Annotated in this window: 15 protein-coding genes; 8 read left to right on the top strand and 7 right to left on the bottom strand. The window is 73.2% G+C overall.

Translation table 11 applies throughout. From position 1 onward, the window contains the following. Window positions 1–70: 70 nt before the first annotated feature. A complete protein-coding gene (locus IEY56_RS09585; protein ID WP_308424130.1) occupies window positions 71–1,123 on the top strand; it encodes a DMT family transporter in 1,053 nt (350 codons plus the stop codon). Window positions 1,124–1,132: 9 nt separating this feature from the next. Continuing rightward, complete coding sequence (locus tag IEY56_RS09580; RefSeq protein ID WP_189036703.1) at window positions 1,133–2,257, top strand: serine hydrolase domain-containing protein; 1,125 nt, start codon at window positions 1,133–1,135, stop codon at window positions 2,255–2,257. Window positions 2,258–2,339: 82 nt separating this feature from the next. On the opposite strand, the gene IEY56_RS09575 is transcribed toward IEY56_RS09580, so the two are convergent. The 3 genes from IEY56_RS09575 to IEY56_RS09565 form a co-directional block, all read right to left on the bottom strand. After that, complete coding sequence (locus IEY56_RS09575; protein WP_189036702.1) at window positions 2,340–3,467, bottom strand: amino acid adenylation domain-containing protein; 1,128 nt, start codon at window positions 3,465–3,467, stop codon at window positions 2,340–2,342. A gap of 270 nt (window positions 3,468–3,737) precedes the next feature. Beyond that, entirely contained in the window at window positions 3,738–3,917 is a 180-nt protein-coding gene (locus IEY56_RS09570) for a hypothetical protein (RefSeq protein ID WP_229711767.1), read from the bottom strand. Between the two features lie 146 nt (window positions 3,918–4,063). Further along, the gene (locus IEY56_RS09565; protein ID WP_045863390.1) at window positions 4,064–4,372 is read right to left on the bottom strand and encodes a hypothetical protein; all 309 of its coding nucleotides are present in this window, start codon (window positions 4,370–4,372) and stop codon (window positions 4,064–4,066) included. A 763-nt stretch (window positions 4,373–5,135) separates the two neighbouring features. On the opposite strand from IEY56_RS09565, the gene IEY56_RS09560 reads away from it, so the two are divergent. Next, complete coding sequence (locus IEY56_RS09560; RefSeq protein WP_189036700.1) at window positions 5,136–8,405, top strand: glycoside hydrolase family 84 protein; 3,270 nt, start codon at window positions 5,136–5,138, stop codon at window positions 8,403–8,405. Between the two features lie 161 nt (window positions 8,406–8,566). Here IEY56_RS09560 and IEY56_RS09555 read toward each other — a convergent pair whose 3' ends face one another. Then, complete coding sequence (locus IEY56_RS09555; protein WP_045863392.1) at window positions 8,567–9,106, bottom strand: HNH endonuclease; 540 nt, start codon at window positions 9,104–9,106, stop codon at window positions 8,567–8,569. Window positions 9,107–9,486: 380 nt separating this feature from the next. Here IEY56_RS09555 and IEY56_RS09550 point away from each other — a divergent pair, with 380 nt between their 5' ends. The 5 genes from IEY56_RS09550 (at window position 9,487) to IEY56_RS09530 (ending at window position 15,945) form a co-directional block, all read left to right on the top strand. Continuing rightward, on the top strand, window positions 9,487–10,518 hold the full coding sequence (locus IEY56_RS09550; RefSeq protein ID WP_189036699.1) for a mechanosensitive ion channel family protein: 1,032 nt from the start codon (window positions 9,487–9,489) through the stop codon (window positions 10,516–10,518). Between the two features lie 270 nt (window positions 10,519–10,788). Beyond that, a complete protein-coding gene (locus tag IEY56_RS09545; RefSeq protein ID WP_189036698.1) occupies window positions 10,789–12,081 on the top strand; it encodes an ROK family transcriptional regulator in 1,293 nt (430 codons plus the stop codon). 103 nt (window positions 12,082–12,184) lie between these two features. Further along, on the top strand, window positions 12,185–13,465 hold the full coding sequence (locus tag IEY56_RS09540) for a 6-phospho-beta-glucosidase (protein ID WP_189036697.1): 1,281 nt from the start codon (window positions 12,185–12,187) through the stop codon (window positions 13,463–13,465). Next, a complete protein-coding gene (locus IEY56_RS09535) occupies window positions 13,456–14,487 on the top strand; it encodes an N-acetylglucosamine kinase (RefSeq protein WP_189036696.1) in 1,032 nt (343 codons plus the stop codon). The genes IEY56_RS09540 and IEY56_RS09535 overlap by 10 nt, the downstream gene beginning before the upstream one ends. Before the next feature lie 42 nt (window positions 14,488–14,529). Beyond that, window positions 14,530–15,945: a serine hydrolase domain-containing protein gene (locus IEY56_RS09530; protein ID WP_229711749.1), complete on the top strand. Its 1,416-nt coding sequence runs from the start codon at window positions 14,530–14,532 to the stop codon at window positions 15,943–15,945. Between the two features lie 55 nt (window positions 15,946–16,000). On the opposite strand, the gene IEY56_RS29205 is transcribed toward IEY56_RS09530, so the two are convergent. The 3 genes from IEY56_RS29205 to IEY56_RS09515 all read right to left on the bottom strand — a co-directional run bounded on the left by IEY56_RS29205 (window position 16,001) and on the right by IEY56_RS09515 (window position 21,069). Continuing rightward, window positions 16,001–17,521 (bottom strand): FHA domain-containing protein, encoded by a 1,521-nt coding sequence (locus IEY56_RS29205; RefSeq protein ID WP_189036695.1) that lies wholly within the window; start codon window positions 17,519–17,521, stop codon window positions 16,001–16,003. A gap of 63 nt (window positions 17,522–17,584) precedes the next feature. Further along, complete coding sequence (locus tag IEY56_RS09520; RefSeq protein ID WP_189036694.1) at window positions 17,585–18,949, bottom strand: vWA domain-containing protein; 1,365 nt, start codon at window positions 18,947–18,949, stop codon at window positions 17,585–17,587. A 413-nt stretch (window positions 18,950–19,362) separates the two neighbouring features. Further along, window positions 19,363–21,069 carry a PP2C family protein-serine/threonine phosphatase gene (locus IEY56_RS09515; protein ID WP_189036806.1) on the bottom strand — a complete coding sequence of 569 codons (1,707 nt, stop codon included), beginning with the start codon at window positions 21,067–21,069 and terminating at the stop codon, window positions 19,363–19,365. Window positions 21,070–21,672: the final 603 nt, after the last annotated feature.

The raw sequence follows: 21,672 nt of genomic DNA, 5'->3' as shown, positions 1-21,672 counted from the left end.
GCGGAGCTACCGGGTACAGGCGAGGAATGCTCGCTGTTGCTTCAGCGTCCGGCAAGGCAGAGTGATCCGCATGGGGACCAGGAAGACGAGCGGCGGAGAACCTCCCGCGCCCCGGCAGCAGGGGGCGGGGGCCGGCAGCGGCACAGACGCCCCCGGCGGCGAGCCGGAGCGGACGCGGGGACCGGAGCAAGCCGGCAGGGGCGGACGCGCGCGTGCACGGTTCGGGAGGCCGGGCCCGGCGCTGATGATCGTCATGGGGGCGGCGAGCACGTCGTCCTCGGGCATGTTCATCAAGCTGTCCGCCGTGAACGCGGGCACCGCCGCGTTCCTCCGGTGCGCGCTCGCGATGGCCGTGCTGGCGCCCCTGGCGTTCGCCGAGTGCCGCCGCCTGGGAGCGCGACCGTGGCGCCTGCTCAGGCTCGACCTGGCCGCGGGAGCCCTGCTCGGCGTCGACTACGTGTGCTGGGTGCACAGCATCCACGACCTCGGCGCCTCCATCGCGACGGTGCTGCTCAACGTGCAGCTGATCGTCTTCCCCCTGCTGGCGAGGGTGCTGACCGGCATACGCCTGGAGCGCCGTTTCTGGCTCACCGCGCCCGTCATGCTGGCGGGAGTGGCACTCGCGGGCGGCACCCTCGGCAGTCCCGAGCCCGGCAGCGACCCTCTCTCCGGCGTTCTGTTCGGCTCGGCGGCGGGCGTCGCCTTCGCCGGCTACCTCTTCCTCATCCGGCTCGGCGGAGACGGCGGCCGCAGCCGCTCCGAAGGCCGCGCGAGCGGGGAGCCGCACACCGTCACGCCCGTGGCCGCCGCGACGCTGTCGGCAGCCGCATCCTCCGGCCTGCTGGGCGCGGCGTGGACGGGCGTCGACCTCGATCCCGGCTGGCCGGCGTGGGGCTGGCTCATCCCCATGGCGCTGCTCGGCCAGGTCCTCGCGTGGCTGCTGATCAATCCGGCGCTGCCGCGGCTGGCACCCTCACGAGGCGCCGCGCTGCTGCTTCTGCAGCCGGTACTCGCCGTCGCCTTCGGGGTGTGCTTTCTGGCGGAACGCCCCACCCTCACCCAGTACGCGGGGTGCGCCCTGGTCGTCTTCGCGGTGTGGCGCTCGAATCGCACCGGTCATTAGAGTCGGCGCATGTCCGTCCGCTCCACCGTCGTCGCCGTGGTGGTCGGCGCTGTGACGGTCTTCGCCGTCAGCGCCTCCGCGGCGGCCGACCAGGGGCACAGCGCGACGCAGGAGGCGATGGACGAGCAGGTCGCGAAGGGGGCCGCCCCGGGCGTGCTGGCGCAGGCGGAGGACGGCGGCGGCGTCTGGAAAGGCGCCTCCGGGACTGCCGAACGCACCACGCTGCGCCCGCCGTTGGCCGGCGACAGGTTCCGCATCGGCAGTCTGACCAAGCCCTTCGTGGCGGCCGTGGTGCTCCAGCTCGCGGCGGAGGGGAAGGTCGGCCTGGACGATCCCGTCGAACGCTGGCTGCCCGGCACTCTGAAGGGCCACGGGCACGACGGCCGCCGCGTCACCGTCCGTCAACTGCTGGGCCACACCAGCGGGGTGTACGACTTCACCGCCGATCCCGCCGTGCGGCGCGACTACTTCGGCCCCGGCTTCCTCCGCAGCCGCTACGAGGCCCGCGAACCGGCCGCGCAGGTGCGGACGGCCATGCGGCACGCCCCGTCCTTCGCTCCCGGCGCGGGCTGGGAGTACTCGAACACCAACTACGTCCTCGTCGGAATGGTCGTCGAGAGGGTCACCGGACGCTCCTACGCGGAAGAGGTCGAGCGCAGGATCACTCGTCCGCTCGGGCTGGACGACACCTCGCTGCCGGGCGGCTCCCCGCGCATCGCGGGCCCGCACGGACGCTCCTACTCCACACTCTCCCGCTCCGGCCCGCACGCGCCCGTGTACGACGTCACCGGGCTCGATCCGTCCCTCGCCGGTGCCGCCGGGGAGATGATCTCCTCGACGGACGACCTGATCCGGTTCATGCGCGCACTGCTGGGCGGGGACGTGCTGCCGCCGCGCCAGCTGCGGGAGATGAAGTCCGCGGTGCCGACCGGGGACGGCAGCCGCTACGGACTCGGCCTGACCGTGCGGCGCCTGTCCTGCGGCACGGAGGTATGGGGCCACGAAGGGACGATCCAGGGTTCGCGTTCGACTGCCGTGACCACCGCGGACGGTGCGCACAGCGCGGCGTTCAACATCAACGGCGACTGGTCGGACGGCACGGACGCCCTACTTGAAGCGGAGTACTGCGGCTGACCGCGTCGCGCGGCGAGCCGGGTGCGCGTGAGGCGCCGCCGCGGCACGCTCCTGTTGCGCCCGGCTCCTGGCGGTCGCCTTCTCAACGGGGCAGCACCGTCACGTACTCCGCCGGTTCGCGTTCGACCGCGGTCATCAGCGCCGTACGCACGATCGCCGCCTGCTGCTCCAGCGAGGCCCGCAGCTTCGCCGGGGTGACGTGCACGACCGTGATGCCCAGCCCCTCCAGCGCCTCGCGCTTGCGGGCGTACTCGCACCACCTGGCGTCCTCCCCGTGCCGCGGCACTCGGGTGTCCAGCTCCACGGCGACGGCCTGTTCGGGCCAGTAGGCGTCGACGCCGCCGAGGTGCGTCCCGCCGGGAAGGCGCAAGTCGACGTTCCAGCACGGCTCGGGAAGCCGGTACCGGAAGACCATGTCGTACAGCAGCCCCTCCGCGAGTGCGCGTCCCTCCGCCAGCAGGGTGTCGACGGCGTCGACGACGTGCGGTCGCCCGAGCAGCCTGGCCTGCGTCAGTTCACGCACGACCGCGGTCGCCTCGCAGTGGCCTCCGCGTACCGCTTCGACGAGCAGCCGCCGCACGACTCCCGCGTCGGTCATCTGCGCGACGGCGTCGGCGAGGGCTCGCGTCGCGGGCGCCACGGGAAGACCGGTGATCTCGACGGGTTCGGGCAACTGCTGTGCGCGCACGACGTGTACGCACCCGGTGGAGCGCAGGCGTCTGCCGCGCGGGACGAGCACGTCGATGCGGTCCAGCGTCCGGAGCGAGGGAGCGCCGGTGAAGCCGTGCAGCGTCAGAGCGGCGAGTCCTGTGATCATCGCCTCCTCTGCCGGCGCGGCGGTTGCGCAGTGCCCGGTGGCGGGGACCGGTACGACGGCGGCCGGACCGGTGGCGGCGGATGCCCCCGGGGGGAGAGCGGAAAGTGGCGACTGTGACGGCGGCGGTGCGTGCTGGGCGGGAATCCGTGGGGAGTCCGCGCCCGCGTACAGCAGCACCGCGTGCAGCCGTTCGTCACTGGTGGGCGGGCCGGCGTGGAGCAGGCAGACGCCGGGGAGCAGCAGTTGCCAGGGGCCGCCGGGGCGGCAGCGATCGCTGACGGCGGCGGCGGAGACACCGTGCTCGCGCAGTTCGCGAAGGCTCATCACCCGCCGCTGCGGGGCTTCGCTGAGGTGGCTGAGAGGGCGAGGGGAAAGCGGGGTGTTGTGCGTCATGCCGGGGCGATTCCCACCCTGGCACCGCCATCCAACCTCTGTTACGAGGCCGTCGACAAAGCCGGACAACTCTGCCCTAAAGTACGCACGTTCGAGAGTCGACCAGAGTGACCGACCTGGCGCCGAACAGCGCGGGGAGCACCCGCCGGGAAAAGCCGAACCCCGCGTGCACGCGCCGCCGCTGAGGCAGGGCACGGACGCAGGGATCCGGGACGGCGGCGGGTACGGAGAGGCCGCGGAGCGGTCCCGTCACGCTCCGCGGGCGCCGGCTCAGCTGTGCTTCTTGCTCCCCCGGGAGCCGACCATCACCAGTCCCGCGATCAGCAGGTAGAGGACGACGGGGGCGGCGACGAACAGGCCGAGGGTCTCCACGACGCTCAGTCCGGGCCCCGGCTGCTCGCCGTCGTCAAGGCCGCCCGCCGCGAAGGCGGGGGACGACAGCATCATCATCAGCGTCGCACCGGCGGCGACTGTGCCGGCGCGCAGTGTGTTCTTCTTGACCTCGCTCACCCCGTCAACATAGCCGACGGCCCACAGCACCGTTCCTCCGGGTCTGCCGGGGCACGGCGCTGCCGGCGCGGCGAGGGGCCTCGGAGTCAGATGTCGGAGTTGTCCGTGCCGAATCCGGTGCCGGTCGGCTCGCTCGTCAGCGGCAGTTCGGCGAGGGGCGGTTCGCTCGTGAGAGGAGCGACGTCCGCCAGGGGCGGTTCAGAGGTGAGCGGCGCCTCGAAGCAGCCGCATGAGCACGAGCCGTCCAGTCCGGAATCGGGGTCGGACACTCCGGACAGGTCTACCGGCTCGTGCCCCTGTTTGGAGAGCGCCTGCTGCTTCGAAAGCACCTGTTTCGTGAGCACCTGTTTCGGCAGCGGGGTCAGTACGGCGAGAAGTTCAGCGGACGCGGCCACGGCGGGCCTCCGTTCGTTGACGTCGGATGGTCAGAAATTGGCCCTACCCAGTCGAGCCGTGCGCAGACGTCTCGGGGGCCGGAACGTGGCGGAGGTCACTCTCCAGCGACAGGCGATTTGCCCGTGCGGGCCGCCACTGGAAGAAGGGAAGCCTGGTCATCGGCGGTTACGGCACAAAATTTTACAGGTCCCCCGCCGACGTTCACCACTCGAAGGCTTGCGGAGTGGGCCTTGTCTCGTTCCACCGCAAGGGCGCGATCACGCCAGCTCACTGTGCGTGCAGACCGTGTGACCGGCGCCACGCCGTGGCGCAACTGAACGGTCACTGTGCGCCGTCCGGAGAAGTACCGGATGAAGATGCGAGAGGCATCCGCACTCCCGCGCCGCACCGGCTCTCCGTACGACCGCGGGACCCTACAGCCGGCGACTCCCCTACTACTGCGGGGGGAACCGGCCGGACAGTGGAACGCGTCCAGCGGGGGTGTGGCATCAACGAGTCGCGACACGGCCTCACTTCGGGCACTTCGCGTTGACACGCCGAGCGCGACGGTGATGGGCTCTCCTTCCGAAGTGTGCCCCGCGGACCGCTTGTTCAGCTCCGGTGAGCGATGTGACGGCGTCGGGCCGGACGGGCGGCAGCAGCGCGGCGGGCTCTCGGATGCGGCGGACGGACGTGACGGACCTGAGGCGCGCGGCGAGGAACGGCGCGTCGGGGGAGGAAGTGGTGGGCGCAGCGGCGCACGGAGACAGAGCACGGCGGCGCATGGGCGCGACAGCGCTCACCGCGGCAGTCGTGGGCGGACTTCTCGGCCTGCCCTCGGCGCAGGCCGCCCCGCCGCCCGACGCTGACGGTGCCCCTTCACAGAGCGCCGGCGACGCGGAGGAAGCGCAGGGCGGCGCACCGTCCGTGTGGCCGCGTCCGCAGTCGCTGAAGCAGCAGGGCTCGTTCGTGCCGGTCGGGCGCGACGTGACGATCGTCTCGGACGACGAGACCGACGACGCGGCTCTCGACGTCCTGCGCAGCGCTCTCCAGGAGGCGGGCGCAAGGACAGTCAACGAGGTACGTCCTGGCCAGCCGCTGCCCGGACGCGGGCTGGTCGTGCGAGCGGACAGCGCGTCGGCTGCTGCCGCGCTGCGCGAGATGAAGGCACCGCCGCGGGGCGACCTGCCGCGCGGCGGGTACCGGCTGTCCGTCGGGAGGGCGGGCGACCGGGACACCGTGGCGCTCGAGGGAGCAGACGGCGCCGGTCTCTTCCACGCTGTGCAGACACTGCGGCAGTTGACGGTCCGCGGAGAGCGCGAAGACGGGGACGAAGCGTCGGACCGGAAGGAGTCCCGGGAGGGAGTCCTGGGGTTCGCCGGCGTGACCGTGCGGGACTGGCCGGCGGCCGCCGTCCGCGGCGTGACCGAGGGCTTCTACGGCAAGTCGTGGTCGCATCAGGAGCGTCTGGGGCAGCTGGACTTCCTCGGCCGCACCAAGCAGAACCGCTACCTCTACGCCTCGACCGAGGACCCGTACCGCCAGGCGGCGCACTGGCGCGACCCCTACCCGGCGGCGCAGCGCGAGGAGTTCCGCGAGCTCGCGAAGCGCGCACAGCGCAACCACGTGACGCTGGGCTGGGCGGTCTCACCGGGGCAGGGCCTGTGCTTCTCCTCCGACGAGGACCGCAGGAAGCTGCTGCGGAAGCTGGACTCGATGCGGGCGCTTGGATTCGGGGCGTTCCAGCTGAGCTTCGAGGACGTGAGCTACAGCGAGTGGCACTGCGACGAGGACGCCCGCAAGTACGGCTCGGGCCCGGAGGCGGCGGCCCGGGCGCAGGCCGAGCTGGCCAACGAGGTCGCCCGCCATCTCGCCGGCCGGCACCCCGGCCTCGCCCCGCTGTCCGTCATGCCGACGGAGTTCTACCAGGACGGTGACACCGCGTACCGCACGGCGCTGTCCCGGAAGCTCTCCCCCGGCGTCGAGGTGGCGTGGACGGGCGTCGGCGTGGTGCCCCGCACGATCACCGGCCGTGAACTGACCACGGCGCGCTCCGCGTTCGGCCACCATCCGCTCGTCACGATGGACAACTACCCCGTCAACGACTACGCGAAGGACCGCCTCTTCCTCGGCCCCTACCGCGGCAGAGAGCCCGCGGTGGCCTCCGGTTCGGCGGCGCTGCTGACGACGGCGATGAAGCAGCCGACCGCTTCCCGCATCCCGCTGTTCACCGCCGCGGACTACGCGTGGAACGCGAAGGGCTACGAGGCGCAGGAGTCCTGGCGGGCCGCCGTGGACGACGTGGCCGGCGGCGGGTCCACTCCGGACGGCCGCGACGAGGCGGCCCGCGAAGCCGTGCACGCGCTCGCCGGCAACGACGCGTCGTCGGTGCTCGGCGGCGAGGAGTCGGCGTACCTGCGGCCGCTGCTGGCGGAGTTCTGGGACGCCTACGCGTCCGGCACCCGCAAGAGCGAGAAGGACGGCGAGCGGCTGCAGCGCGCGGCGGACAAGCTACGCGGCCACTTCCGCACGATGCGCACAGCCCGCGAGCGGGTCCCCGGTGCGCTGGCGCGTGAGGTTCCGGCCTGGCTGGAGGAGCTGGCCCGGCACGGCGAGGCGGGCGAGCAGGCCGTCGCGATGCTGACGGCGCTGGCGCGGGGCGACGGCGGGGCCGCCTGGGACGCGCGGCTGGCTCTGAAGAAGCTCGTGGCCGAGGGCGAGAAGGCTTCGGCCGTCGTCGGCAAGGGTGTGCTGGAGGAGTTCGAGAGGCGGGCCCTGAAGACCTCCGACAGCTGGGCGGGCGTACGGCGGAAGGCCTTCGGCGACCACACGGCGCTGGGCGGCCCCAAGGCCCGCCCCGGCTCCCCGGCGGACGCCGCTGTCGACGGCGACCCGGACACCGCGTACCGCGCCGAAGCAGCCCCCGCCGCGGGGTACTTCGCTCCGGGCTCGGCGGCACCGGGAGCGTCGCTCCCGGGCGGCCTCCGTCAGGACGCCCCCGCCGGCACGCCCGGCGGCTCCGGCGCGGACGACGACGCGGGCAGCGGCGGCAGCGCCGCCCGGCAGGGCACTCCGGCGCTGACCGTGCAACTGCCCGAGAGCCGCCCGCTGGAGGCCGTCACCGTGCAGACGGGGCCGGGCTCCGGCACCCGTGCCCGCGTGGAGGTCCACGTGCCGGGCAAGGGCTGGCAGCGGCTCGGGACGCTCTCCGGCAGCGGCTGGACTCAGCAGGATGCCGGCGGGCTGCGGGCGGACGCGCTGCGGCTGGCATGGTCCGAGGGCTCGGACGAACCCGTCGTGCACGAGATCACGCCGTGGTACGCCGACAGTCCGGACGCGTCGCTCTCCCTCTCCAAGGACGAGATCTACGCGCCGATCGGCGGCGGCAAGGGCGAGGCCACGGTCGAACTGCGCGCGCAGAGTCCGTCCGACGTACGGGGCCGCGTCACTGCCAAGGCCCCGGAGGGTTTCACCGTCCGCGCCCCGGACCGCACAGTCGTACCGCGCGGCGGCACTGCTGAGATCCCCTTGGAGATCGAGGCCGACGACTCGGTGAAGTCGGGCACCTACGAGATCCCGGTGACCTTCGGGGACGAGCGGCGCACCCTCACGGTGCGGGCCTTCCCGGGGACGGGAGGCCCTGATCTGGCGCGCGGCGCCGAGGCGGAGTCGTCCGGGGACGAGACGTCCGACTTCCCGGCCTCCGCCGCCAACGACGGGCGGAAGGACACCCGTTGGTCGTCGCGGGCCGAGGACGGCGAGTGGCTGCAGCTGAAGCTGCGGGAGCCCACCCGGATCGGCGAGGTGGTGCTGCACTGGCAGGACGCCCACGCGGAGCGCTACCGCGTACAGGTCTCGCCGGACGGCAAGCGGTGGCGTACCGCGGCGACCGTCCGGGACGGCAGAGGGGGCCGTGAGACGGTCCGCATGGACGCTCCGGACGACACCCGGTACGTGCGCGTGCAGGGAGACAAGCGGGCGACCCGCTTCGGGTACTCGCTGTGGAGCATCGAGGCGTACGCGGTGCGGGAGGAAGGCCGGAGCGGCGGCTGAGACGGCCGCCGGGCGCGGGCGGAGCGGGACGGCAGCCGCCGTGCCGCCGCGCGGGAGCGCGGCGGGACCCCGTCCCGGACGAGCGGTCCGGGACCCCGCCGGAGCGCCGGATCGTCCCGGGACGGCCGGCCCGAGACGCCCGGATACAACAGAACCCGGTCTCAGGCAGTCGCTCTGCCTTCGATCCGGGCTAGGGCGTCGTCCGCGCCGTATGGCTGTAGGTACGGCATCCAGCGCGGATCACGATGACCCGTGCCGATGATCCGCCAGGCCAGTCCGGAGGGCGGCGCGGGCTGATGCCGCAGTCTCCATCCGATCTCGGCCACATGGCGGTCCGCTTTGACGTGGTTGCAGCGGCGGCAGGCCGCCACGACGTTCTCCCAGGTGTGCTGTCCGCCGCGGCTTCGCGGGATGACGTGGTCGACGCTGGTTGCGACTCCACCGCAGTACGCGCACCGGCCGCCGTCCCGGGCGAAGAGCGCCCGGCGGGTGAGCGGGACCGCACCGCGAAAGGGGACCCGTACGAAGCGCTTCAGCCTCACTACGCTCGGTGCGGGTATCACGCGGGTTGCGCTGTGCATCAGGGCGCCGGATTCCTCGATGCTGACGGCTTTGTCGTTCAGCACGAGGATGAGCGCGCGACGTAGCGGTACGACGCCCAGCGGCTCGTACGACGCGTTGAGGACCAGGACATGCGGCACGGTGCCTCCTTGTACGTCTGCGGCGCGTGGCTCGCGCCGGGACGATCTGTTCTCAGTGTGTCCCGTGCCCTGGCCGATCCGCCACCACGACCAGGTAACGCACTGAGCGTGTTTTCAACCACACCTCTCACCTCTCCAGGAATTCCCCGCCCCTCCCGCGAACAGTCACGTTGGTGCGGGACAGGTCATCGAGGGGCCGGGCGGGCGGCTGGAAAACACCCGTCCTCCACCCGGCCGCGAGTTGTGAACGTCCTGCGCCGTTAGTGTGGTTGGCGCGCCCGCGCGTCTGTGGCGGCGAGCGAAAACGACCCTGTACGGAAGGTTCTGCTGTGTACCGGCTGATCGGCTCCGCCCCGTCGTTCTCACTCCGCTCGGCCCCCTTGGACGGGAGAGACGGAGGCGCACCGGAACCGCCCGCCTCGCTGGAGGACGCCCAGGACTCGGCCCTCGGCTTCGCCGGGTGGATCGGCGACAACTGGACGTCGTGGCTGGCCGCGGGCCTGCGCATACTCCTCATCGCGGTCATCGCGATCACGCTCCGTTACGTCATACGACGCTCCATCACACGGCTCATCAAGCGCGTCAACCGCAGGGCCGAGGCCGCGGACAGCGCCAACGCCCTGCGCGGCCTGCTCGTCAGCGGTGAGCGGCGCCGGCAGCGCTCCCAGGCGATCGGGTCCGTGCTGCGCAGCATCGCCTCCTTCGTGATCATCGGCACGGCGCTGCTGATGGTCCTCTCCGACCTGGGCATCAACCTGGCGCCGCTGCTGGCCAGCGCCGGCGTGGCGGGTGTGGCCCTCGGATTCGGGGCGCGGGACATCGTCACGGACCTGCTGGCCGGGATCTTCATGCTGCTGGAGGACCAGTACGGCGTGGGCGACCGCGTCGACGTCGGCGAGATCTCCGGAATCGTCCTGGAGATCGGGCTGCGGGTGACGCAGCTGCGCGGCGACGGGGGCGAGATCTGGTACATCAGGAACGGCGAGATCAAGCGGGTCGGCAACCTCAGTCAGGGCTGGGCCACCGCCGCGGTGGACGTGCAGGTGCGGGCCGGGGAAGACCTCGACGAGGTGCGCTCGGCGATCGCCTCCGCGGGCCAGGAGCTGGGCAAGAGCGCGCCCTGGGACGAACTGCTGTGGGAGCCCGTCGAGGTGCTGGGCCTGGACTCGGTGACGCTCGACTCGATGGTCGTCCGGGTCTCCGCCAAGACCATGCCGGGCAAGGCGCTCGGGGTGGAGCGCGAGCTGCGCTGGCGCATCAAACGGGCGCTGGACAGCAGGGGCATCCAGAGCGTCGACGAGGAGTCGCTGGCCCTGGAGGCGGCGCGGGCGGACGCGGACGCGGACGCCGTGTTCACCGGGGAGAGCGGCAAGAACGGCGGACAGGTGCCGTTGCAGAAGGCCGCCAAGTAGCCGCGGCCCTCGTCCTCGCCCGGCCGCCGGCAGCGGACGCCGGCCGCGGAGGACCGTTCACGCGTGACAGCACCCGAGCACAGCCTCGCGTCCCCGTCGCGCCGTCTCGCCGTCTCGCCGTCTCGCCGTCTCGCCGTCGCCGTCTCGCTACGACTGTTCATTGACGCGGCGAGACAGTGGGCCCTACTGTCCCGGAATTGGAAACACTCCTAACAGTGCCCTGTCCCGGTGCCTGCGCACCCGGTGTGTGCCAGGGCGGAGGCGGCACAGATGGCCGGAATGACACCCGGGACCCCGCGCGTGCTGCGCGCGATGAACGACCGCGCGGCGCTCGACCTGCTGCTGTCCGAGGGCCCGCTCTCGCGGGGACGCATCGGCAAGCTGACCGGACTGTCCAAGCCGACGGCCTCCCAGTTGCTTGCGCGTCTCGAAGCCGCCGGCCTCGTCGTCGTCACCGGCCGGAGCGAGGGCCGGCCCGGCCCCAACGCGCAGTTGTACGCCGTCAATCCGCGTGCCGCGTACGTCGCCGGCGTGGACGTCACCACCACCCGCGTCCTCGCCGGGGTAGCGGACATCACCGGACGCGTCGCGGGCGTCTTCGAAGTGCCCACGCCCCCGCGCCGGACGCAGCGGAAGGGGGAGGGAGGCGGGCGGCCCGTGCGGAGCGCGGCGGACTCCGTCGTGCAGGCCGTGGAGGGCGCCGCCAAGGCAGCCGGCGTGCACAAGTCCGAGCTGCACCGGCTCGTCGTCGGCACACCGGGAGCGTTCGACCCGAGCACCGGCAGGCTGCGCTACGCCTCGCACCTTCCCGGCTGGCACTCCCCCACCCTGCTGGAGGAGCTGGCCGCCGCGCTGCCCATGCCGCTCGACTACGACAACGACGTCAACCTCGTCGCTGTCGCCGAGCAGCAGAGCGGATCGGCGCGGGGCCACGAGGACTTCGTCCTGCTCTGGAACGAGCAGGGCATCGGTGCCGCGCTCGTCATCGGCGGACGGCTGCACCGCGGGCGCACCGGCGGCGCCGGGGAGGTGGGCTTCCTCCCCGTCCCGGGCACGCCTCTCGTACGGGACCCCGTGCACGTCAACAGCGGCGGGTTCCAAGCGCTCGCCGGCGCCGGAGCGGTGCTGCGCTGGGCGCACGAGCTCGGCCTGCCCTGCGACCCGGACGCCTCGTCGCACGACCGGGCGGCGGACCTCGTCTCCCGCGCAGCCGTGGCGGCCGACGGCGAATCCGACGTCCCCCGCCCGGGAACCGGCGACGGCCGCCTCGGCCCCCACAGCGAACTGCTGCGCCGTTTCGCGAGCGGTACCGCCGTCGGGCTCGCGGCCATGGTCTCCGTCCTCGATCCGCAGTTGATCGTTCTGTCCGGGGGTCTCCTCAACGCCGGGGGCGAGCCGCTGCGCGCGCTGATCCAGGCTGAGCTGGACGAACTCACCGTGCCGAGGCCGCCGCTGCTGCTGGGCACCGTCACGGAACATCCCGTCCTGCACGGAGCGCTCCAGAGCGCGCTCCTCACCACCCGCGACGAGGTGTTCGACACCACGGCCGCCCGCGCACCCTGAGGCCCGGCACGCTGCACGGCCCCGAGCGCTTCACCGCCCCGACCGCCGGCTGCCTCCGGCCCGGCCGCCCTCGCTCCCGTCCCGGAAAGGAACACACAGACGCATGAAGATCGCAGTGGTCGGTGGCGGATCCACCTACACGCCTGAACTCATCGACGGTTTCGCACGGTTGCGCGACACGCTGCCGGTCGGCGAGCTGGTCCTGATCGACCCCGCCGCGGAGCGGCTGGACGTGATCGGGGGACTCGCGCGAAGAATCTTCCGCAGAGCCGGACACGACGCGGCTGTCACGACCACGGCGGACCTGGACGCGGGGATCGAGGGCGCTGACGCCGTACTGCTGCAGCTGCGGGTCGGTGGACAGGCCGCACGTCTGCAGGACGAGACGTGGCCGCTGGAGTGCGGCTGCGTCGGCCAGGAGACGACAGGCGCCGGCGGACTCGCGAAGGCCCTTCGCACTGTCCCTGTGGTGCTCGACATAGCCGAACGCGTGCGCCGTACGAACCCCGGCGCCTGGATCATCGACTTCACCAATCCGGTCGGCATCGTGACCCGCGCGCTGCTGCAGGCAGGGCACAAGGCGATCGGACTGTGCAACGCGGCCATCCACATGCAGCGCAAGGCCGCGGGTCTTCTGGGGGTCCCGCCCGAAGAGGTCCACCTCGACCACTACGGGCTCAACCACCTCACCTGGGAACTCGGCGTCCGGCTCGGCGGCCCCGACGGCAAGGACGTACTGCCGCGGCTGCTCGCCGAGCACGGTGCGGCGCTCGCGGAGTTCCTGCAGATGCCGCTGAACCTCCTGGAGAGGCTCGGCGCAGTCCCCTCCTCCTACCTGCGGTACTACTACCGGCACGACGAAGTGGTCGGCGAACTCGGCTCGAAGCCCTCGCGGGCAGCGGAAGTCGCCGCTATCGAGCGGGAGTTGCTGGAGATGTACCGCGACCCGTCGCTGGACACGAAACCCGACCTGCTGAGCCGCAGGGGCGGTGCGTTCTACTCCGAGGCCGCCGTCGCTCTGGCCGCGTCGCTGCTGGGCACGGGGTCCGCGGAGGGCCGGTCCGCCGACGTGCAGGTCGTGAACGTCCGCAACAGCGGCACCCTTCCTTTTCTTCCCGACGACGCCGTGGTCGAGGTGCCGGCCGCCGTCAGCCGCGCGGGCGCCGAACCGCTCCCCGCGCCGCCGGTCAGACCGCTCATGGCGGGCCTGATCGCCCACGTCACCGCCTACGAGGACCTGGCGCTGGACGCAGCCCTGCACGGAGGGCGCGACAGGGTCTTCGACGCGCTGCTGGCGCACCCCCTCGTCGGCCAGTACCGCGAGGCCGAGGCGCTGACCGACCGTCTGCTCGCACACAACAGGGAGCATCTGGCGTGGCTCTGACCTCCGCGTGCCTGGCCATCGACGCGGGCAACAGCAAGACGGACGTGGCGGTCGTATCGGCCGGCGGAGAGGTGCTGGGCAGCGCACGCGGCGGCGGTTTCCAGCCGCCGGCCGTGGGCGTCCGCGCGGCCGTCGACGCGCTGTCGGCGACGGTCGGCCAGGCGCTGGCCGAGGCGGGAGCACCGCCGGCAGGCACCGCTGAGCCCGGCAGGGACGAGCCTGACACCGCGGAACCGCCCGTCGCGCACGTCTCGGCCTGCCTCGCCAACGCCGACCTGCCGCGCGAGGAGAAGGAACTGGCGGCGGCTCTCGCGGCACGGCGCTGGGGACGCACCACCCACGTCGCGAACGACACCTTCGCCATCCTCCGCGCCGGGCTCCCCGACGACGGATCGGTGGAGCACGGAGTGGCCGTCGTCTGCGGTGCGGGCATCAACTGCGTCGGCCAGGACGGCAGCGGCAACACCCACCGCTTCCCCGCACTCGGCCGCCTCTCCGGCGACTTCGGCGGCGGAGGCGGCCTGTCGGACGAGGCGATCTGGTACGCGGCCAGGTCGGAGGACGGCCGCGGCGAGCCCACTCAGCTCGCCAGGGCGCTGCCGGGGCACTTCGGCCTCCCCTCCGTGTACGCCCTCATCGAGGCCTTCCACATGGGCGACCTGCCTCGGACGCGCATGCACGAGATCACGCCGCTCCTGTTCACCGTGGCCTCCGCGGGCGATCCGGTGGCCCGGGCGCTCGTGCACCGGCAGGCCGAGGAGATCGTCGCCATGGTCTCCGTGACGCTGTCCCGGCTGGACCTGCTGACGACCGAGACCCCGGTCTTCCTCGGCGGCAGCGTCGCCGCCGCACGCCATCCGCTGCTGCACGACCGCCTCACGCGCGAACTCGCCGCAGCCGCACCACTGGCCGCACCCCGTGTGGTCGCCGTCCCGCCCGTACTGGGCTCCGCCCTGCTGGCCCTGGACCGTGCGGGAGCACCGCCCGGGGCGCACGCGAAGCTCCGGGCGCACTACGCCTGATACTCGAAGTCGCCTACTCCGCCCGGCGATTGGAGACAGGACATGGACGACGACGGCCCCGGAACGGCAGGCGCGCCGCTCAGCACACGGCGCATGGACGAACTGTGCGCCGCCGCACTCGAGGAGCACGGCTGCCCGTCTGTCTCGGTCGCCGTCGCCGAGCACGGCGAGATCACCTTCGCGCAGGCCTACGGATGGGCCGACGTCGAGTCCCGTGTCGCCGCGGCCCCCGGCACTCCGTACGCCCTCGCCTCCGTGACCAAGCCGTTCACCGCCACCGCCGTACTCCTGGCCGCCGACGAGCAGCTGCTCCAGCTCGACGCGCCGGTCCCCCTGCCCGCCGCGGACCTCCGGGACGGGCATGCGGCGCCCACTGTGCGGCAGCTTCTGCAGCACCGGGGAGGCCTGGCCCCGCACTACGACTTCCACTACGGCACGACCGGCAGGCGCCGCATCGACGCCGACCGGTACACGCGTACGCACCGCCGCCCAGGCAGCGCGTTCGAGTACGCGAACCTCGGCTACCGGCTCCTGGGGCAGGTGCTGGAGTCGGCCACGGGGCAGTCGCTGGGGCGGTTCCTGGAGGAACACGTCTGCGGGCCCCTCGGTCTCACGGGCTTCCGCCTGGGCTCCTGCTACCCGTCCGGCCAGACGGAGACGTCCAGCCCGCCGGCCGGTACGCAGCGGGCGGCGGTGCGGTACACGGCCGACGGCCGTGCCTACCCGGAGCGGTGCGACTCCAGCCATCCCGGGGCGTCGATGGGGTGGGCGACGGCGTCCGAAGTCGCCCTGTTCGCCCAAGCCTTCGGCAGCCTGCTGCAACCGGCGACGAGGGAGGCGGCGTCCGAGGCCCACCCGGTCCACTCGCGGCTGGGCTACGGCCTCGGCTGGTGCGTCTCCCGAGGCGGTGGCCCCGTCGTCCGCAGCCACGGCGGAAGCATGGGCGGAACGGCCGTGATGGCGGCCGCGGTGCCCGCGCAAGGTCTCTCCGTCGCCGTGCTCACCAACTCCACGCGCAAGGCGGCGCGCGACCAGATCGTGGAGTACGTACTGCGCACGCTCGTCCCCGGATTCGAGCCCGCGCAGATCACTCCGGCCCTCGCACCGTCCAGCCGTACGACGCAACTGCCGCACGGCTCGTGGACGGGCACGATCCGCACCCCCGACGCGGATCTTCCGACAGTTCTGCGCGTACTGCCGGACAGCCGCGCCGAGTTGGAGGTGGCAGGCGAACGCGCCGCATGCCGGACGGCCGCCTCCGACCTCGTCGAACTGCAGGGCGTCTTCCCCCTGCAGCTCCCCACCGCCGACGCACGGCTCAACAGCCCCCTGCTGGCGCTGGACCTGCGCGGCGGGAACGGGCCGCTGACCGGAACCGCCCGCTCCTTCAAGGACGGCGACAGCACAGGGTGGCTGGGCAACCTGCTCAGCCACCGCTGCGAGCTGACACCGGCATGAGACCGCCCGGCCCGCACGCGGCGGGCCGGGCGGTAACGGCATGTCACCGGTGCGGTCAGGTGCGGTGCACGGTGATGGTCGTCCAGGCGCCGACGTGGACGCGGTCGCCGCTCTTCAGCGGGACGGGCACGAACGGCTGGATCGGATCCTCGGCCCCGTTGATCGTGGTGCCGTTCGTGGAGTCCTGGTCGACGACCGACCAGCTGCCGTCCGGCTGCTGCACCAGCACGGCGTGCTGGTGGGAGACGCCCGGGTCCTCGGGCGTGCGCGCCAGATCGATGTCCGGCGACTCGCCTGTCGAATGGCGGCGGCGGCCGATGGTGATCTGGTGACCGGTCATCGGGAGCTGCTGCTCGGGCGAGTACGCGGGCAGGTTGAGACTCGACGCCTCCGGCCCGCTGCGGTCCATCATCGCCGCGAAGTACTCGCGGTCGGGCGCGATGACCGCCACCCACGAGGCGTTGCCGGGCTGCTGCATCGGCTGCCCCGGACCGGGCTGGCCCTGCTGCTGGGCCGGACCCGGCTGGCCCTGCTGACCCTGGTGCTGGCCCTGCTGCTGCGGCGGACCCGGCGGCTGGTGCTGGAACTGCTGCGGCGGTCCGGGCTGCTGCCCCTGCTCCCCCGGGCCTCCGGGAGGCGGCGGAATCGTCCAGTCACCGCTCGGAGCACCCGGCTGCTGCGGTCCGCCGGGCGCGGGCGGTGCCATCGGCTGGCCCCCCAGGGACTGCACCGGTGTCGCCTGCTGGAAGCCCGGCCCGGGCTGGCCCGGACCCTGCGGGTAACCGCCGGGGGCCTGCTGGGAGTCCGGAGCCGGCTGCTCACCCGTGCGGTTCATCTGGTGCGAGGGCTGCCCGTTGTCGAAGTCGAACGACCGGTCCTGACCGCCCTGCGACGGCCCCGCACCGGGGAACGGCGGGGGCGGCGGCCCCTGCTGGCCGCCCTGCGTGCCGGGAGCGCCCTGCGGCGGCGCCTGCTGGCCGAACGGGCCGCCGGGCTGACCCTGTGGTCCCGGAACATGCTGACCCGGGCCGGGCTGTCCGGGCTGGCCGGGTGGCGGGAAGCCTCCCGGCTGCTGCTGGTTCGAGGGAGCGAACGCCGTCGGGGAGTGCGTCAGGAAGTTGTAGCTGCACCCGTTGCAGAAGGGCGCCTGGCCGTCGCGGGGCCTGCCGCACTGCGGACAGGCCTCACCCGGGCCGCTCTGGCCGGGGCCGCCGGGACCAGGACCGGGCCCCCCTTGCGACGGTGGGCCGCCCGGAGCACCGGGCCCGCCCGGCCCGGGGTACCCGTAGCCCTGCGGCGGCTGTTGCTGCTGCGGCGGTCCGGGAGGCGCCGACGCGCCAGGGGGCACGGGAGCACCGGGAGGCACCGGTGCGCCGGGGGGCACGGGAGCACCGGGCGCGGACTGCGGGCCGGGGTAGCCGTACCCGCCCCCGGGCGCCGACGGAGCGGACGGCCCGGGCGGGGAGGGCGGCTGCGGGGCACCGGTGGGTGCGCCGGCCGCGTCGGCCATGCGGTGACCGCATACCTCGCACCAGTCGTCGGCCGCCGACTGGTGTCCGTTCGGGCAAGTCGGCATGGTGAGTGCCTCCCCCTTGTGCTCCTGGACTTCCGTACCCGAGGTACGTCCCTCGCGGGTCTGCTAAATCTTCACGCGGACCGTCTTCGTGGACCGCGCCTCCAGCGTCATCTCGTCGGCGTCTGCAACCTTCGCCTTCAGCCGAACAGTACCGGTCGGGGCGTCGACCACGTCCACCACCTTCGAAAGCAACTTCGAAGTATCCCCATTTCCGGAATCGTGCGCCAACTGGACCGCACGGCCGAGTTTTGCCGTCGCGCCCCTTTCGTCCCCTGCCTTCCGCAGGTCAAGCCCGTCCTGGATCGCCTGGGCGAGCTCGACCTGCCCTGTGTAGTGCGCGACCTGGGCGTTGATGGAGGTAGCGGCGGCCGGGTCGTCCGTCCACACCGCGCGCAGGAGGCCCTGAGCGAGGGTCTGCGGAGTGCCGCCGCCGGCCTCCGGGACGATCAGCGCGGCCCTGCCGGCCAGCATCTCCTGCCCGATCTCGGCCGCCGGGACCTCGATGCAGACGTGGTAGTCGCGGGACTCGTCCCCCCAGGACCCGGTGGGGTAGTCGCCCGAGCGCGGTCCCGCGTCGGTGCGGCGGTCCGTCAGGTCCTCCACCGTGGGCGCGACCTGCTTGACGAGCTTCACCGAGGAGCCCTGCGGGGTCCACAGGCGGAGCGCCACGTCGGCGACCTCCTTGCCCATGGCGTTCCGCATCATCTCCTCGAAGTCGGCGGTGAGGCCCTCGGGTTCGGCCACGATGTCGGCGGAGCCGAGGAGGGCCGAGGCGATTCCGGTGACCTCCTTGACCTCCCAGTCGGTCCCCACCCCCCGCGCGTCGCACGTGAAGCGGCCGGCACAGGCGTCGAGCGCCTCCCGCAGGCGTTCCGGTTCCTCGTGCTCGTTGCGCCCGTCGGTGAGCAGGACGGCATGCCGGACGGTGGCGTCCGACCCGGAGAGCAGCTTGTCCGCCAGCCGCAGCCAGGTGCCGATCGCCGTGCCCCCGTCCGCGCGGAGCTTGCGCAGCGCCTTGCCCGCCTCTTCGCGGGTCTCCGGACCCGCGACGGCCATGGTCCCGCCCCCGGGGTAGATCTCCTCGGCCTCGTGGGTTCCGGCGACCACGGCGAAGGAGACGCCGTCGCGCAGTGTGGCTATCGCCGCCGCAGTGGCGTCGCGGGCGTTGCGCATCTTGCTGGGCGGGTAGTCCATCGAGCCGGACGCATCGATCATGATCACGACCGCGGCGTCCGTGTGGCCCGGTGCTCCTCCCGCGGAGGGCGCCCCTGTGCCCGCGCCGGCCGCCGGGTAGCCGCGTGCGGTGCCTCCCGGTCGCGACGTGACGGTGACGATCGCGTCGACCTCCCGGGCGCCCTCCGGCAGGTACTCGTTCTGGTAGACGTCCACGGAGAACCGCGGTGCGCCGAACTCGGCGAAACTGGCCATCTGGTGGACTCCTGATCCGTAGCTGGGGCGGGCGGGGTGAAGGGTGCCGGGGCGCGCGGTTCTCGCTTGCGCACCCGGATGCGAGGACCCTCTCCCCCGTCACTCCGGTTTCGTTCCGGATCCAGTCGTGATGGTTTCGTTCCGGCGCCTTCCTCAGGTCGTTGTCACCGCTCCGTGCTCATGCCACCAACTTGCCGCTGCAGAACGCCGTTCCGGGGACGGGCGCGCCTCCCCGACGCCACCTCACCGCGGCCACGTCACCTCAGGCATGTCACCGCACGCCTGTCTCCGCAGGCATGGCAGCGCAGGCATGGCAGGCACGTCTCCGCACGGATGTCATCGCGGTCACGCACCGCCGCCACCCGCCGACGTCACACCAGTGCGATCAAATCGGCCGGGTCACCCCGCGGCCGTCAGGAGGCGTCCGATCCGCCGGCCGTCATCCGGAAGGGGACGACGGCCACCGTCACGTTGTCGTGACCGCCCCCGTCGAGGGCGTAGCCCACGAGGCGCTGGGCGCTCTGCAGGGGACGCCGGCCGGCGTCGGCCGGCAGCACCGCCGCCATCTGCTCGGCGGACTCCGCGTAGTTCCACAGCCCGTCCGTGCAGACGATCACGACGCCGGGGCCGTCCGGCTTGAACGACGCGGTGTGCGGGTCGATCTCGTACGCGTCCGCCCCGAGCCAGCCGGTGATCGCGTGCGCCCGGGCGTCCGCGTACGCCTCGTCCTCGCTCATCAGGCCGGCGGCGACCATCTGCGCCGCCCAGGAGTCGTCCTCGGTCAGCCGCGCGGGCGGTGCTGCACGGTCTTCCGGCACCCAGTAGGCGCGGCTGTCGCCGATCCAGCCGATGGTGAGGATGCCGTCCGCCGTGAGCGAGCTGACGATCGTGCACGCCGGGGCGTTCTTCGAGGGTTCGTTCGGGCCTTCCGCCGCAAGGGCGTTGACGGCTTCCGCCGCCGCCACAAGCGCACTGTGCATCGCCTGCTGGGGCGCCGCGCCCTTGAGGAGGCCCTCGCGCAGGGACGCGCTCGCCGCACGTGCGGCGGCGGCCGACGCGTCGTCGGGCCGGGTGGCCGAGGAGACACCGTCGCAGACCACGGCGATGGTCGCGGGCGAGCCCTGCGACGTCGCCGACTCGTGCAGCTCGAAGAAGTCCTCGTTGCGGTGGTGGCGGAGCCCGCGGTCGCTCGCCGCCGCGGCGGACGGCAACTCACGCTCCATGTGGTCGCGTTCGCGCGGCTGCTTGTGGCCGCAGTGCTCGCAGTAGCCGTCCGCGTCGACGGCGCCCGTACCGCAGGCGACGCAGCGGGGCATCGCCGCCGAGAGGGTGTCGCCCTCGCCGTTCGAGGAGCCTCCGGCGGCCGGCTGCGGTGAGTCGTCGAGCAGGGCGCGCGGGTCGGCGGAGCGCTCGTCGGCCGCGTCCGGAGACAGCGGCTCCGGCCCCGCGCCCGGCTCGCCCGTCGCGGAAGGACCGGGGTGTTCGGGATGCGGCTGGCCGGACGGGTGCTGCTGGCCGGACGGGTGCTGCTCGGGAGGCTGCTGCGCGTACGAGGGCGGCCCCTGCGGCTGCTCGTAGCCTCGCTCGGGCTGCGGCCCGCCTTGGGGAGGCCGGCCGAACGCCGCTCCGGCAGGCGGCGGGCCGCCCGGCTGCCCGCCCGCGGGCGGCAGCGTGAAGTCCTCCTCGCCCGGGGCGGCCGGGGGAACCGCCGGCGGCGCCGGGGGCTTGGCGGCGGACGGCCCGGGAGACGTGTGCGGACCCTCCGGAGCGAGCGGCGGAACGGGAGGCACGGCCGACGGACCCGCCGGGCCGGGCGGGAGCACCGCGGGCGGTGCCGGCGGCGCGCCCGGAGCGTTGGCCGGCGGTGTCGCCGGATTGCGGAACTCCGGCAGCGGCGGAACGGGAGGCGCGGGTGGCGGTGGCGGAACGGGCCCCGTGAACGAGGTGGTCGCGGGCACGGGTTGCGGGGCATGGCCGCTCCCGGACGGAGGCAGCTGCGCCCCGGTGCCGGGCACCGCACGCCCCGCCGCCGTCAGGTCGGCACCGCATGCGCCGCAGAAGCGGTCGCCTTCCTCCAGCGGCTCTGCGCAGCTGGGGCATGCGGACAGTTGATCAAGCATCGTCACACCCACGTCCTGGGGTGGAACGGGTTTCCCGTTTCCACCGGTTCGATCCTCTCGGTGCCGGACTGCACGAGCATTGGCGAGCAGGCGGTACGAGCCTCATATCCGGGGACGCAGACCTGCCCCGTCCCGGTTGCCGCCCGGAGCCGTTCCGTGCCCGGGCGGCGCTCACCACCCTCCGCCCTGCCCCGCGCCCGTCGCGGCGGGCGCGGTCGCGCCGACGGCACGCCGCGGGAAACCCCCGGCGTACGGTCCGGCGCGGCGGCCGACCAGGCGAAGGCCGGCACCTGGTTCAACGGCACGCCGGACCCGGCGCCCCGTGACCGCCCGGTGTCCTGCCCCGCGGGGCGTGGACCGTCGAGCGGTGGTTCATGCGGTGCGCACCGCGAAGGCCGGACGCGCACGGCATCCGCGTGCACGCTTCGGCCGCGAGCGGTGCGTACGCCGGCGCGCCGTCCGCGAGCCGCCGGCACCGCAGCGGTGCGTACTCCAGCGGTACGCACCTCAGCAGTGCGCACGGAAGCCCGGCGGTGCGGGCGTCCGCTCGGAGCGTTCCTGGACGCGGGGAGCGGGCACCACCCGGACAGCGCCACCGCTGAC

Source organism: Streptomyces daqingensis, assembly GCF_014645895.1.
GTDB lineage: Bacteria > Actinomycetota > Actinomycetes > Streptomycetales > Streptomycetaceae > Streptomyces > Streptomyces daqingensis.
Note: the sequence above shows the minus strand (reverse complement) of the source record. Positions and strands in the feature narration are given on the sequence as shown.

Coding starts and splice junctions, on each gene's coding strand:
- IEY56_RS09585 (WP_308424130.1), top strand. CDS start 71: ATGGGGACCAGGAAGACGAGCGGCGGAGAACCTCCCGCGCCCCGGCAG.
- IEY56_RS09580 (WP_189036703.1), top strand. CDS start 1,133: ATGTCCGTCCGCTCCACCGTCGTCGCCGTGGTGGTCGGCGCTGTGACG.
- IEY56_RS09575 (WP_189036702.1), bottom strand. CDS start 3,467: ATGACGCACAACACCCCGCTTTCCCCTCGCCCTCTCAGCCACCTCAGC.
- IEY56_RS09570 (WP_229711767.1), bottom strand. CDS start 3,917: ATGATGATGCTGTCGTCCCCCGCCTTCGCGGCGGGCGGCCTTGACGAC.
- IEY56_RS09560 (WP_189036700.1), top strand. CDS start 5,136: ATGGGCGCGACAGCGCTCACCGCGGCAGTCGTGGGCGGACTTCTCGGC.
- IEY56_RS09545 (WP_189036698.1), top strand. CDS start 10,789: ATGGCCGGAATGACACCCGGGACCCCGCGCGTGCTGCGCGCGATGAAC.
- IEY56_RS09540 (WP_189036697.1), top strand. CDS start 12,185: ATGAAGATCGCAGTGGTCGGTGGCGGATCCACCTACACGCCTGAACTC.
- IEY56_RS09530 (WP_229711749.1), top strand. CDS start 14,530: ATGGACGACGACGGCCCCGGAACGGCAGGCGCGCCGCTCAGCACACGG.
- IEY56_RS29205 (WP_189036695.1), bottom strand. CDS start 17,521: ATGCCGACTTGCCCGAACGGACACCAGTCGGCGGCCGACGACTGGTGC.
- IEY56_RS09520 (WP_189036694.1), bottom strand. CDS start 18,949: ATGGCCAGTTTCGCCGAGTTCGGCGCACCGCGGTTCTCCGTGGACGTC.
- IEY56_RS09515 (WP_189036806.1), bottom strand. CDS start 21,069: ATGCTTGATCAACTGTCCGCATGCCCCAGCTGCGCAGAGCCGCTGGAG.